1 protein-coding gene is annotated in these 15,480 nt (G+C 71.0%); it reads right to left on the reverse strand.

Going from position 1 to position 15,480, the window contains the following annotated elements; all coding sequences use genetic code 11:
• Positions 1-15: 15 nt before the first annotated feature.
• Positions 16-15,477: a non-ribosomal peptide synthase/polyketide synthase gene (locus tag JRI60_RS39815; RefSeq protein ID WP_204221232.1), complete on the reverse strand. Its 15,462-nt coding sequence runs from the start codon at positions 15,475-15,477 to the stop codon at positions 16-18.
• Positions 15,478-15,480 lie beyond the last annotated feature (3 nt).

Raw genomic sequence — 15,480 nt, forward strand, 5'->3', positions numbered from 1 at the left:
CGCCGCTCTCCCGCGTCAGCGGCCCACCAGCGCCGCCAGCGCCAGCCGGTAGTCCTCCGCGAGCCGCTCGACGGTGGAGCGGCGGTGCACGTTCTCGCTGTACACCCAGTCCATGTGCAGCTTGTCGCGCAGGATGCGGCAGTTGACCATGAGCAGGTGGCGGCGCACCACGCGCAGGCTGTAGGAGAGGCCCGACGACTCGCGCGCCACCCGGAAGCCGGTGGTCTCCGGCTGTGACTGCTCGGTGAAGCCGCCACGGTAGTTGAAGAGCACCCGCGGCTGCGGCAGCGCGCGCAGCGTCCCCATCAGCTCCTCGTCCCCGCAGAGGTAGCGCAGCATGCCGTGGCCAATGCCCCGCTCGGGCACCGCCCGGAGTTGCTCGCGCACGGCCTGTAGCCGCTCGACGGGGCCCTGACCCTCCTCCACCTCCAGCAACAGCGGCACCAGGTAGTTGATCCACCCCACCGTGCGCGACAGGTCCAGGTGCTCCAGCACGTCGCGGCCGTGGTCCTCCAGGTCCACCAGCAGGCTGCGCTGCCCGCTCCAGCGCGTGAGCGACTCCGCCAGGGCCGTCAGCAGCAGGTCGTTGATGCGGATGTCCCGCTCCACCGAGACGGCCTGCTGCAGCGCCCCCGTCAGCTCCGCGTCGAGCACCACCGACACCGTGCGCGCCGAGGCCCCCGTGTGCAAACCGCCGGGGAAATCCTCCGGCAACGGGCCCACCTCGCGCCGCGCCTTGGACAGCCAGTAGTCGGCCTGCTGCCGCACCTCGCGGGTGCGAGCCACCTCCACCATGCGGTCCGCGTACGCGCGCAGCGACGTCGTCTTGGGCGGCAGTTGTACCGGCTCGCCCATGCGCAGCTGGGTGTAGACCGTCAGGCAGTCCTCCCAGAGGATGGGGAACGAGTAGCCGTCGCACAGCGTGTGGTGCGCGAGCAGTAACAGCCGGCAGGGCCGGTCCGGGCCCAGGTCGAAGAGCGCCAGCCTCATGACGGGGCCGTTCACCAAATTCAGGCTCTGCTGCAACCTGGCCGCCTCGCGCTCGATAGCCTCCTGCGACTGCTCGTCCGGCACCGCCGTCAGGTCCACATAGGCGAAGGCGCCGTCATCCCCCGGCGGGGCGATGAGCTGACGCCAGCCATCGGGCCCGGGGATGGAGCGCACGCGCAGCGCGTCGTGGTGGAGCAGCACGTGGCGCACCACCTCGCGCAGCAGCTCCGGCTCCAACCGCACGTCCACCTGGAAGAAGGACGAGATGTTCCACATGTGCCGATCCGGATCCTCCGTCTCGAACGACATGTGCTGGTTGGGCGTGAGCGTGAGCGGACCCACCACCGCCCCCTGCTCGGCCTCGACCAGGCGCGCGGTGCCGGCCACCGCGGCCAGCTCGCCCAGCCGCTGGTGCTGGAAGAGCTGCTTGGGGCTGATGGCCAGTCCCGTCCGGCTGGCGAGCGCCACCACCCGCAGGCCCTTTAGCGAGTCGCCTCCCAGGTCGAAGAAGTTGTCATCCAACCCCACCCGCTCCACGCCCAGCACCTGGGCCCAGATGCCGGCGAGGGTGATCTCCACCGAGGTGGTGGGCGGCACGTAGGCGCTCGCCTGACGGCCGCGCGTGGCCTCGGGCGCGGGCAGCGCCTTGCGATCCACCTTGCCGTTGGGCGAGAGCGGCAGGGAGCCCAGCATGACGAAGGCCGGGGGCACCATGTACTCGGGCAGCCGATCCCTCAGGAAGGCGCGCAGCTCGGCCACCGGCAGCTCCCGCCCGGGCTCGCGCGGCACCACGTAGGCCACCAGACGCTTGTCGCCCGGCGTGTCCTCGCGCGCCACCACCACCGCCTCGCGCACCGGCGGGTACTGCTCCACCACCGCTTCGATCTCCCCCAGTTCCACGCGGAAGCCACGGATCTTCAGCTGATGGTCCACGCGCCCGAGGAACTCGATGCTCCCATCCGGCAGGTAGCGCGCCCGGTCCCCGCTGCGGTACAGCCGACCGCCCGGCTCGGGGCTGAAGAGGTCCGGCACGAAGCGCTCGGCCGTCAGATCCGACCGCCCCAGGTAGCCGCGTCCCACCGCGTCGCCGCCGATGTAGAGCTCGCCGGGCACGCCCACCGGCACCGGTTGCAGGTGTGCATCCAGCAGGTACGTCCGGACGTTGGGGATGGGGCGGCCCAGCGGCACGGAGCTTCCGGCGCGCGAGCCACCGCCGCGAGGCACGTGCTGCGTGAGCACGCCCACGGTGGTCTCCGTGGGACCGTAGTGGTTGAAGACCTCGCACTGCGGCGCCAGCTCGTGGACCCTGTCCACCAGCGCCCAGTCCAACCGGTCTCCCCCCAGCACCAGCCGCCGGCGCGGGAGCACCCACTCGGGCACGGGCGAGGAGAGCATCGCGCCGAGGTGTGTCGGGACGATCTTCAGCCCCTCCACCGCGTGGCGGTTGAAGTAGTCGGCCAGCGCTCCCGGCTCCAGCGCCCGATCGCGCGAGAGCAGGTGGAGGGTTCCGCCGTGGCACAGCGTGGGGAAGATGGAGGTGTTGCCCAGGTCCGCCGCCAGGGTGGAGATGGAGGCGAAGCCGAGCCCCGGCTCCAGCCGTAGGCGCTCGGTGACACCGCGCAGGTAGTTGGTGAGCTGGCGGTGCTCGATGGCCACGCCCTTGGGCCGTCCCGTGGAGCCGGAGGTGAAGATGGCGTACACGAGGTTGCCGGGCGTGGCGGTGGGAGGAGGCCGGGCCGAGGACTGGCGCGCCAGCACCTCCCCATCCGTGTCGAGGCAGATGGCGGGCCCGGCATGACCGACGAGCCGCTCGAGCAGCGGCCGCTGGGTGACGAGCACCGAGGCGCGGGCCTCCTCGAGGATGGTGCGGAGACGCTCACTGGGGTGGGTGGGATCCAACGGTACGTAGGCGCCACCGGCCTTGAGGATGCCCAGCATGCCGACGATGGCCTCCACCGAGCGCTCCAGGTAGAGCCCCACGAGCACCTCGGGCCCCACGCCCAGCGAGCGCAGGTGCCAGGCCAGGGCGTTGGCTCGCGCATCGAGCTCGCGGTAGGTGAGCCGGTCCTCCTCGTACACCACCGCCACCGCCTCCGGGGTGCGCTCCACCTGGGCCTCGAAGAGGTCGTGGAAGCAGGCCGGGGCGAAGGGCTCGCGCGTCTCGTTCCACTCGCCCAACACCCGGGCGCGCTCCTGCTCCGTGAGCAGCGGCAGCGAGGAGAGGGGCCGCTCCGGCTCGGAGACCACGCCCTCGAGCAGGGTGCGCAGGTGTCCGGCCATGCGGGAGATGGTGGCCTCGTCGAACAGGTCGCTGTTGTAGCCCAGCGAGCCGCCGAAGCCCTCCGGCCCATCCGAGAGCGAGAGGATGAGATCGAAGCGCGCCGTCTTGCTCTCCGTCTCCATGTCGCGCAGCACCAGACCGGGCAGCCGCAGGGGCGGCATGGGCGCGTTCTGAAGGGTGAACATCACCTGGATGAGCGGCGAGTGGCCGAGGCTGCGCACCGGCTGCAGCTGATCCACCAGCTTCTCGAAAGGGATGTCCTGGTGGGCGTAGGCGCCCTGCGTGGTCTCGCGCACCCGTCCGAGCAGCTCCAGGAAGGACGGGTCGCCGTGGAAGCGGGAGCGCAGTACCAGGGTGTTGACGAAGAATCCCACCACGCCCTCCAGCTCACTGCGCTGGCGGCCGGCGATGGGCGAGCCCACGCTGATGTCCTCCTGCCCCGAGTAGCGGTGCAGCAGGAGCTGGAAGGCGGCCAGCAGGGCCATGAAGGGAGTGGCCTGGTGCTGCTGGGCGAGCGCCACCAGCCGCTGGGACAGCTCGCGCGGGAGCCGCAACGGCAGGTAGGCCCCGCGGTACGTCTGCACCGCCGGGCGGGGACGATCCGTGGGCAGCTCCAGCACCGGGGGCACGCCCTCGAGCTGCGTGCGCCAGTACGACAGCTGCGCCTCCAGCGCCGGGCCCTGGAGCCACTCGCGCTGCCAGGCCGCGTAGTCCACGTACTGCAGGGGCAGCGGCGGCAGCGGCGAGGGCCGCCCCGCGGAGGCGGCCTCATAGAGCGCCACCAGCTCGCGCACGAGCACGCCCAGGGACCAGCCGTCGGTGACGGCGTGGTGCAGCGTGAGCTGCAGGAGGTGCTCCTGCTCTCCCAGCCGCAACAACAGGGCGCGCACCAGCGGACCCCGCTCCAGCTCGAACGGCCGGCGCGCCTCCTCCGTGGCCCGCTGCAACGCCCGCTCCTGGCGCAGCGCCTCGGGCACCTCGCGCAGATCCTCTCGCACCAGGGTCAGGTCCGGCTCCTGGGAGACGACCTGCACGGGGCGCCCCTCCTCGGAGCGGAAGCTCGTACGCAGCGACTCGTGGCGACGGCAGAGCTCGAGCAGGCCGCGCTCCAGCGCCGCCACGTCGAGCTGCCCGGTGAGCCCCAGGGTGAGGGGCACGTTGTAGAGCGAGAGGCCGGGCTCGAGCTGCTCGAGGAACCACAGCCGCTGCTGGGCGAAGGAGGTGGGGTACGAGTCGGCCCCCCTCGGCTGCGGCGGAATGGAGGTGGGCCGGGACGTCCCCGCGGCCACCAGCGCGGCCACGGTGGGGGAGAGCCTCGCGAGCGTGGGATGGGCGAAGAACTCCCGCATGGGCAGCTCGACCCCGAAGGCATCCCGGATGCGGGAGACGGCCTGGGTGACCACCAACGAGTGCCCGCCCAGGTCGAAGAAGTCGTCGTGGAGGCCCACGCGCTCCACGCCGAGCACCTCGGTCCAGATGCTGGCGAGCCGCTGTTCGAGCTCGCTGCTCGGGGCGACGTAGTCGGAGCCGCTGGCGGAGACCTGGCCCGAGGGGACCGGCAGGGCGTTGCGGTCCACCTTGCCGCTGGAGTTGAGCGGGAGCGCCTCCAGGGTCACGAACGCGGAGGGCACCATGTACTCCGGCAGCTTCTCCTGCAGCCAGGTGCGCAAGGCGGCGGGCTCGGCATCGCCGGAGTCCACCACGTAGGCCACCAGGCGCTTGTCGCCGGGCACGTCCTCGCGAACGACCACCACGGCCTCGCGCACCGAGGGGTGCTGGAGGAGCACGGACTCCACCTCACCCAGCTCGATGCGGAAGCCACGCACCTTCACCTGGAAGTCGAGGCGGCCGAGGAACTCGAGCGAGCCATCCGGCAGCCAGCGGACCTTGTCGCCGGTGCGGTACAGGCGCGCCCCGGGCCGGCCACCGAAGCAATCCGGCACGAAGCGCTCGGCGGTGAGCTCCGGGCGGCCCAGGTAGCCACGGGCCAGACCCGCGCCACCGATGTACAGCTCGCCGGGCACGCCCACGGGCTGCGGTTGCAGGTGCGCGTCCAGCACGTACACCTGCACGTTCTGGAAGGGGCGGCCAATGGAGATGCGGCGAGGATCCACCTCGGTGCTGAGGGTGGCGCAGATGGTGGACTCCGTGGGGCCGTAGGCGTTGATGAAACGCCGCCCCGGCTTCCAGCGCGTCACCAGCTCGGGCGTGCACGCCTCGCCCGCGGAGGTGAGCGCCTCCAGTCCCTCGAGCCCCTGGGGATCGAGCTGCGCCAGCACCGAGGGCGTCAGCGTGGCCGCGGTGATGGCCTGCTCGCGCAACAACCGCTGCAGGGGGGCGCCGGGCATCCGCTCCTCGGACGACGCCAGCACGAGGCAGCCACCCGCCATCAGCGGCGGGAGGATCTCCCAGACCGAGGCGTCGAAGCCGATGGAGGCGAACTGCAACGCCCGTCCGCCGGGACGCAGGGCCATGGCCTCCACGGTGAGCAGGGCGGTGTTGCACAGGGCCTCGTGCCGCAGCAGGGTGCCCTTGGGGCGGCCGGTGGAGCCGGAGGTGTAGATGACGTAGGCGAGGTTGTCGCCATCCACCGCGACCTCCAGATCGCCCTCGTCCTCGCGCTCTACCCGGGCCCAGTGCTCGTCCATGAGGAAGACGTGGCCGCGCCGGTCCAGCAGGTACTCGAGCTCCGAGTGGGTGATGAGCACCGGGGCCCATGCATCCGAGGCGATGAAGTCCAGGCGCTCGGAGGGCAGGCTGGGATCGAGCGGCAGCCAGGCGCCACCGGCCTTGAGGGTGGCGAGCATCGCCACCACGAGGTCCTGCGAGCGATCCAGGCACAGGGAGACGATCACCTCGGGGCCCACGCCCAGCCGACGCAGGTGGCGGGCGAGCTGGTTGGCGCGGGCGTTGAGCTCGCCGTAGGTGAGCTGCTCGGAGCCGAGGCGGACGGCGGGAGCATCCGGCGTGCGGCGGGCCTGGGCCTCGAAGAGGCGGTGGGCGAGGGCCGGCTGGGGCAGCTCGCGGCGGGCTCCGTTCCACTCCACCAGCGACTGGCGCTGCTCCGCCCTCGTCATCAGCGGCAGCTCGGAGAGGCGAGACCGAGGCGAGGCGAGCGCGCCCTCCAACAGCGTGCGCAGGTGGCCCACCATGCGGGTGACGGTGCTCTCGTCGAAGAGATCGGTGCAGTACTCCAGGTAGCCCGAGAAGCCCTCGGAGTCCTCGGTGAGCTCGAGGGCGAGGTCGAAGTTGGAGGTGGGGTTCTCCACCGGCAGGGGCTCGAACGCGAGCCCCGGCACGCGCAGGGACTCACGGGGGGAGTTCTGCAGGGTGAAGAGGGCCTGGAAGAGAGGTGACCGGCTGAGATCGCGCTTGGGCTGGAGCTCCTCCACCAGCCGCTCGAAGGGGATCTCCTGGTGGGCATGAGCGCCGAGCGTGGTCTCGCGCACCTGGTGGAGCAGCTCGCGGAAGCTGGGGTCGCCGGCCATGCGGGCGCGCAGCACCAGGGTGTTGGCGAAGAAGCCGATGAGGCGCTCGCTCTCCGCGTGGCGGCGGCCCGCGATGGTGGTGCCCACGAGCAGGTCATCCTGTCCGGAGTAGCGGTGGAGCAGGGTCTGGTACGTGGCCAGCAGCACCATGAAGGGGGTGACCCCCTCGGCACGGCAGAAGGTCTGGAGGGCCTCGGCGAGGGCCTTGGGCAGGTGCACGGGGAGGTGGGCACCCCGGAACGACTGGACGGCGGGACGAGGCCTGTCCGTGGGCAGCTCCAGGGCATGGGGCACCCCGGCGAGCTGCTGGCGCCACCAGTCGAGCTGGGTCTCGAGCGTCTCGCCCTTGAGCCACTCGCGCTGCCAGGCCGCGAAGTCGGCGTACTGCACGGGCAGCTCGGGGAGCTGGGACTGGCGCCGCCGCACGGCGGCGTCATACAGCTCGACGAGCTCACGCACGAGGATGCCGGTGGACCAGGCATCCGAGATGATGTGGTGCACCGTGAGCACGAGGGCGTGCACGGACTCGCCCAGCTTCAACAGGAGCGTGCGCAGGAGGGGGCCGCGCGCCAGGTCGAACGGACGCTGTGCCTCCTCGGAGGCGTGCCGCAGGGCCGCGGCCTCGCGCTCGCTCTCGGGCAACGTGGTGAGGTCCACCACCTCCAGCCGTTGGAGCGGCTCGGGAGCGATGACCTGGAACACCTGGCCATCGCGGCCCTGGAAGGTGGTGCGCAGCACCTCGTGACGCGCCGCGAGGGCCTTGAAGCTGGCCTCCAGCGCCGCCACGTCGAGCTGTCCCTCGAGGCGCAGTGCCGCCGGAATGCCATACAGCGCATTGCCCGGCATGAGCTGATCGAGGAACCACAGCCGCTGCTGCGCGAAGGACAGGGGCAGCGGGCGGTCGCGATCCACGCGCCGCAACGGGGACAGCGCCAGTGCGTGATCCGCCTTGCCGGCCGACCCCAGGCGTGCCGCCACCCCCTCCACCGTGCGAGCCTCGAAGAGGGTCCGCAGGGGGAGTTCCACATCCAGAGCGAGACGGATGCGCGAGATGGCCTGGGTTGCCAGCAGCGAGTGGCCACCCAGCTCGAAGAAGTCATCGTGGATGCCGACCTTCTCGACGCCCAGCACCTGCGCCCAGACCTCGGCCAGGCGCTGCTCGGTGTCGTTCCGCGGCGCCACGTACTGCCGCTCCGGCAGCACCGCCTCCAGGGCCGGCAGGGCCTTGCGGTCCACCTTGCCATTGGGCGTGAGCGGCATCGCCTCCAGCCTCATGAACGCCGAGGGCACCATGTACTCCGGCACCCTCTTCTTCATGTGCTCCCTCAGCCCCTCCACTCCGGGCCACCCCTCCTCCCCTCCCACCACGTACCCCACCAACCTCTTGTCCTGTGCACCCTCTCCCCGAGCCACCACCACCGCTTCCTTCACCCACGGGTGCTCCAGCAGCGCTCCCTCTACCTCTCCCAGCTCAATGCGGAAGCCACGCACCTTCACCTGCGTGTCCTGGCGTCCCAGGAACTCCAGCACCCCGTCCCCCCTCCACCTCACCACGTCTCCGGTGCGGTAGAGCCTCTCCCCTTCCTTCGTGCTGAAGGGACTAGGCACGAACTTCTCCGCCGTCTGCTCCGGATTGGCCAGGTAACCGCGCGCCAGTCCGTCTCCTCCCACGTACAGCTCTCCCCTCACCCCCACCGCCACTGGCCGCATGTGCTCGTCCAGCACATACACCTGCGTGTTTCCTATCGGCCTCCCAATCGGCACCACCGCCCCTTCCTGCCCCTCCTCCTCCATCCTCCAGCAGCTCGTGAACAGCGTGCTCTCCGTCGGGCCGTAGCACGCCGTCACCGGCACCTTCAGCTCTCCCAACACCCTCCTCACGTGCGGCGCCGACACCACGTCTCCTCCCGTCAGCAGCTGCCTCACTCCTCGCAGCCCCTCCAGGTTCCCCTCCACCATCTGCGCGAACAGTCCCGCCGTCAGGTGCAGCGTCGTCACCCCGTGCTTCTTCAGCACCCCCTCCAACTCCTTCACGTCCCCCGGCGGCTGCGGCGGGTACACCACCAGCCTTCCTCCGTTGAGCAGGCTGCCCCACACCTCCAGCGTCGAGGCGTCGAACGTCACCGGTGCAATGAGCAGGAATGTCTCCTGCGGCCCCAGGTGCGCGTAGTCCACCCCCTTCACCGTCCTCAGCACCCCTCGGTGCTCCGTGCACACTCCCTTGGGCTTGCCCGTACTGCCCGACGTGAAGTCGATGTAGGCTAGGTTTCTCGGCCCCACTCCGCTCTCCACCCTCTGGGCGGACTCGCGGCCAATCTCCTCCTTCTCCAAATCCAGCACCACCACGCGCCGCCCCTCCACCGGCAGCACTCCCAGGTGCTTGCTCTCCGTCACCACCACCCCCGCCTGCGCCTCCCCCACCATCTGCTCCAGGCGCTCCCTCGGGTAGCTGGCCTCCAGCGGCACGTAGCACCCTCCCGCCTTCACGATTCCCACCAGCGCCACCACCAGCTCCACGCCGCGCTCCACGCACAGCGCCACCCTCGCCTCCGCCCCCACTCCCCTCTTGCGCAGGTACTGCGCCAGCCGGTTGGCCCGCTCCTCCAGCTCCCCGTACGTCAGGCGCTCCTCTCCAAACTCCACCGCCACCGCTCCCCGCCTCGCCTCCACCTGCCTCTCGAACTCCGCCACCACCGTGTCGCTCGGGTACTCAACCTCCGTCTGGTTCCACTCCACCAGCACCCGCTGACGCTCCTGCTCCGTCAGCACCTCCACCTCCACCACACGCCGCTCAGTGTTCGCGACGAGCCCTTGCAGTGCCGCCTTCCACTGGCCCAGCAGCTCGCGCGCGCCCGACTCCTCGAAGCGCTCACCCGAGTAGGCGAGCTTCAACCGCAGCGCGTCTCCGGGCAGCACAGCCGCCGTCAGCGCGTAGTTCGTGCGCTCGGTGCCCCGCACGTCCCGGATGTCCAGGATGGACGCCCTCTGCCGCAGCGACGCATCCACCGGGTAGTTCTCGAACACCAGCAGGCTCTCGAACAGCGGCGTTCCTCTCGCCACCTCGCTCCAGCCCTGCACCCTCACCAGCGGACTGTGCTCGTACTGCCTCTGCTCCGCCTGCTGCCTCTGCATCTCCTTCAGCCACGACTCCACACGCTCGCCACCGTCCACCTTCACACGCACCGGCAGCGTGTTGATGAACAGGCCCACCATCTCCCCCACTCCCTCCAGCTCCGGCGGCCTTCCCGCCACCGTCGCCCCGAACACCACGTCCTCCTCCCCCGCGTGCCGGCTCAGCACCAGCGCCCACGCTCCCTGCACCAGCGTGTTCACCGTCACCTGCTGCTTCTGCGCGTACGCCTGCAGCGCCGACGTCTCCTCCTTCGTCAGCTCCAGGCCCACCTCGCCATGCGCCTCGCTTCCCCCTCTGCGCTCCAGGGGCAGCGGCGTCGGCGCGCGGAAGCCCTTCAGCTGCTCGCGCCAGTACGCCTCCGCATCACCCAGCCCTTGCCGCTGCAGCCAGGCGATGTACTCCCGGTACTCCGGCCTGCGCCCCAGCTCCACGTCCTGATGGCGGCTGAAGGCCCCGTAGAAGGTGAACAGCTCTCCGAACAGCAGACCCAGGCTCCACCCGTCCAACAGCAGGTGGTGGTGCGTCCACACGCACCGGTATGCCTTCTCCCCCACCCTCATCAGCGCCACCCTCATCAGCGGCGCCTTCCCCAGCTCGAATCCCCTCGCCTGGTCCTCTCGCAGGTACTCCTGGAGCTTCCGCTCCTGCTCCTCCGCGCTCAGTCCCCTCCAATCCCTCTCCTCGAAGGGCAGCGCCACCCGCTTCTGCACCACCTGCCGCGGCTCCTCCAATCCCTCCCACACGAAGCTCGTCCGCAGCACCGCCGTCCGATCCACCACCGCGTTCCACGCCCCACGGAACGCCTCCACCTCCAGCGCTCCATTCACCTCCCACGACATCTGCTCCACGTACAGCCCCGTCCCGGGCTCCATCAACGCGTGGAACAGCAGTCCCTGCTGCAACGGCGACAGCGGGTACACCTCCTCCACTCCCTCCCGCCCCTTCAGCACCCGCTCCAATTCCTCTCCACCCAGCCCCGCCAGCGGGAAGTCCACTCCCGTGTACCTCCCCGCCTCCTCGCCGCCCCGATCCTCCACCACCCTCTCCAGCGCCTCCACGAACTCCTTCGCCAGGCGCTCCACCGTCCCCTGCTCGTGGACCTCCTCGCTGTACGTCCACGTCACCCGCAGCTCTCCACCCACCACCACCACCGTCACGTCCAGCAGGTGGCTGCGCTGGCCCTTCGGGCTCTGCGACGGGCCCACGCCCTCCAGCGCCAGTCCGAAGCGCGGCGTGCTCTCCAGCGTCGCGTCGAGCTGCCCCAGGTAGTTGAAGCTCACCTGCGGCTCCTCCACGCCCTCCAGCCTCTCCTCCCGCACGTGCCTCAGCAGCCCGTAGCCCAGGCCCTTTCCAGGCACCCGCCGCACCGCCTCCTTCGCCGCCCTCACCGCCTCCGCGCCACCGGCTCCGGGCCTCACCTCCATCACCACCGGATAGACCGTCGTGAACCAGCCCACCGTCCGCGAGATGTCCACTCCCGCCACGACCTCCTCGCGCCCGTGGCCCTCCACTTCCACCGCCACCCGCCCCTGCTTCGTCCATCCCGCCAGCACCTGGGCCAGCCCCGCCAGCAGCACTTCCTCCGGCCGGGCCCGATACGCCCCGGGCACCTCCTGCAGCAGCGCCTTCGTCTTCTCCGCGCCCAGCTTCACCGCCACGTTTCTCGCCGAAGCCACGCGGTTCCCACCGCCCTGCCGGTCCACCGGCAGCTTCCCCAGTCCCTTCGTCCGCTCCTGCCAGTACGCCTTCTCCTTCCCCAGCTCCTCACCCCGCGCGTACTCCCACAGCTTCTCCGCCCACTCCTGGAAGGACGTCGTCTTCGCCGGCAGCTCGACCTTCTGCCCCAGTTCCAGCTGCTCGTAGGCCCGCTCCAGGTCCTCCACCAGCACCCGCCACGAGACGCCATCCACCACCAGGTGGTGCGCCACCAGCAGCAGCCTCGCGCTCCGTCCCTGGCCTCGCTCGATGAGCGCCGCGCTCAGCAGCACTCCCGAGCCCAATTCCAGACTCCGCTGCACCTCCCCACCCACCTCCTCCACCGCATGGGCCTGTGCCTCCTCGGCAATGCCAGACAGGTCCACCCGGCGCACCTTCACCTTCGCGCCCAGGCCCGCGTTCTCCTGCCTCCAGCCCCCCTCACCCCGCACGAAGCGCATCCGTAGCGCGTCGTGGTGCTCCACCACCCGCTGCAACGCCTCCTCCAGGCGACTCACGTCCAGGGGCTGCTTCACCTCCAGCAATAGCGCCTGGTTGAAGTGCGCGGGCTCCTCCCACTCCTGCTCCAGGAACCACTTCTGGATCGCCGTCAGCCTGATGGGACCCTCCACCACGCCCTGCCACGCCTCCACTCCCACGCTCTGTCCCACCACCTCCGCCAGCTCCGCCACCGTCTGCCGCTGGAACAGCAGACGCGGCGTCACCCGCACTCCCACCTGCCTCGCGCGCGCCACCACCTGCAGGGTGAGAATCGAGTCCCCTCCCAACGCGAAGAAGTTGTCGTGCACGCCCACCCGGTCCAGGCCCAGCACCTTCGCCCAGACCTCGGCCAGGCGCTGCTCGGTGTCGTTGCGCGGCGCCACGTACTGCCGCTCCAGCTCCGGCCGCACTCCCTCCGGCGCGGGCAGGGCCTTGCGATCCACCTTGCCGTTGAGCGTCAGCGGCAGCGCCTCCAGCCTCACGAAGGCCGCGGGCACCATGTATTCCGGCAGCTTGCGCTTCAAATGCTCGCGCAGCCCCTCCACTCCGGGCCAACCCTCCTCCTTCCCCACCACGTACCCCACCAGCCTCTTGTCCTGTCCCGCCTCGCCCCGCGCCACCACCACCGCTTCCCTCACCCACGGGTGCTCCTGGAGCACCGCCTCCACCTCACCCAGCTCGATGCGGAAGCCACGCACCTTCACCTGCGTGTCGATGCGTCCGAGGAACTCCAGCATCCCGTCCGCGCGGCGCCGCACCCGGTCTCCCGTGCGGTACAGCCTCGCTCCCGGCTCGGTGCCGAAGGGGTGGGGGATGAACTTCTCCGCCGTCAGCTCCGGCCGCCCCAGGTAGCCGCGCGCCAGTCCCACGCCTCCAAGGCACAGCTCACCCGCTACACCTACCGGCACGGGCCTCAGCCCCGCGTCGAGCACGTAGAGCTGGACGTTGGCCAACGGCGCGCCAATGGGCGGCACCCGCCCATCGTCCACGCACTCGACCAGCGAGGCCACCACCGTTCCCTCCGTGGGGCCGTACGTGTTGACGAACCGCCGCCCCGCTCCCCAGCGCCGCACCAGCTCCGCCGAGCACGCCTCGCCGCCGGAGATGACCACCTTCAGCTCCGGCAGCCCCTCGCTCGGCGTGGCCGCCAACGCCGCGGGCGTCAGGCTCAGCGTGGTGATGGACTGACGCCGCAGCAGCTCCCACAGCGCCGGCCCCGGCACCAGCTCCTCCGCCCGCGCCAGGCACAGCGTGCCTCCCGCCGTCAGCGTGGTGAAGATCTCCTCCACGGAGATGTCGAAGCTCGCGCTGGAGAACTGCAGCATGCGGCTGCCCGGCCCCACGCCGTAGGCCTTCGCCTCGGCACTCACCAGGTTGCACACGCCCCGGTGCTCCACCAGCACGCCCTTGGGCTGGCCCGTGGAGCCCGAGGTGTAGATGACATAGGCGACGTTGCCCGGCCCCACCGCGGCCGGCTCCAGCTCGCCCGACGGTAGCGGCTGCTCCTCCTGCGCATCCAGGCACAGCGTGTGCGGGCGCTTCTCCGGCAGCCGCGAGAGCAGCGACTGCTGCGTCAGCAGCACCCGCGCCCGGCTGTCCTCGAGCATGAAGGCCATTCGCTCCGGCGGCAGGGACAGCTCCATCGGCACCCAGGCGCCCCCGGCCTCGAGCACGCCCAGCATGGCCGCCACCAGCCGCGGCGAGCGCTCCATGCACAGCCCCACCCGCACCTCCGGCCCCACCCCCAACGCGCGCAGCCGCCGCGCCACGCCCCGGGCCCGCTCCCGCAGCTCCCGGTACGTCACCCGCTCGCCCTCGAAGCTCAGGGCCACCGCCTCCGGCGTGCGCTCCACCTGCGCCGCGAAGAGCTGGTGCAGGCACGCCTCCGAGGGGAAGTCCGCCCGGGTACGGTTGTACTCCTCCAGCACCTGCCGGCGCTCGGCCTCGTTCAGCAGCGGCAGCGTGGACAGTCGGCGCTCCGGCCGCGCCACCGCGCCCTCCAGCAGCACCCGCAGGTGCCCCAACAGCCGCTCCGCCGTTGCCTCGTCGAAGAGGTCCGTGGCGTACTCCAGCGAGACCTCCAGCCACTCGGGCTTCTCCTGGAAGGAGAACGTCAGGTCGAACTTCGACGACCAGCCCGAGCCCTCCACCGGGCTCAGCTTCAGCCCCGGCAGAGAGCGCGCCTGGGGGCCGCTCTGCTGCAGGTCCACCATCACCTGGAAGAGCGGCGAGTGGCTCAGGTTGCGCGCCGGTTGCAGCTCCTCCACCAGCCGCTCGAAGGGCACGTCCTGGTGCGAGTACGCCCCCAGCGTCACTTCCTTCACCCGGGCGAGCAGCTCGCGGAAGGTGGGATCCTCCCCCAGGCGCGTGCGCAGCACCACGGTGTTGACGAAGAAGCCGATGAGGCCCTCCAGCTCCGCCTGCTGGCGGCCCGACACGGGCGCTCCCACGCAGATGTCATCCTGCCCCGAGTAGCGCGCCAGCAGGGCCTGGGAGGCGGCCAGCACCGCCATGAAGAGCGTGACGCCCTCGCGCTGGCACAGCGCCTTGAGGTCCGTCAGCAGCGCGGGCGGCAGCCGCAGCGAGCGGCTCGCCCCGCGGAAGGACTGCTCGGCCGGACGGGGCCTGTCCGTGGGCAGCTCCAGCACCGGCGGCGCCCCCGCGAGCTGCTGGCGCCAGTACGCCAGTTGCTTCTCCAGCGCCTCGCCCTGGAGCCACTCGCGCTGCCACACCGCGTAGTCCGCGTACTGCACCGCCAGCGGCGGCAGCACCGGCTCCTGCCCCTTGGAGAGCGCCGCGTAGAGCATCCCCATCTCGCTCACCAGCACGCCCATGGACCACTCGTCGGAGACGATGTGGTGCATCATCAGCAGCAGCACGTGCTCCCGCTCGGCCAGCCGCAGCAGCCGCGCGCGCAGCAGCGGGCCGCGCGTCAGCTCGAAGGGCCTGCCCAGCTCCTCGGCCGCCAGCCGCTGCACCCGAGCATCCCGCTCGGACGCGGGCAACGCGGAGAGGTCCGTCACCGGCAGCGCCAGCGGCGCGGGCGGCAGCAGCACCTGGATGGCGCGGCCCTCCTCCTCGCGGAACACCGTCCTCAGCGACTCGTGGCGGCGCACCAGCTCGCCCAGGCAGCGCTCCAGCACCGCCGCGTCCAGCGCCCCCTCCAGCCGCACGGCCGAGGGCAGGTTGTAGAGCGTGCTGCCCGGCTCCAGCCGGTCCAGGAACCACAACCGCTGCTGGGCGAAGGACAGGGGGAAGGCCGCCCCATCCCTCGAGCGCGCCACCAGGGGGGGACGCGTGGACTGTGACTTGTTCTTCTCGAGCTTGCGCAGGAGCAGCTCGCGCTTCTCGGGGGAGAGGGCCGCGATGCGCTGATGGATATCGCTCATGGG

Origin of the sequence: Archangium violaceum, assembly GCF_016887565.1 — a bacterium.
Classification (GTDB): Bacteria; Myxococcota; Myxococcia; order Myxococcales; family Myxococcaceae; genus Archangium; species Archangium violaceum_B.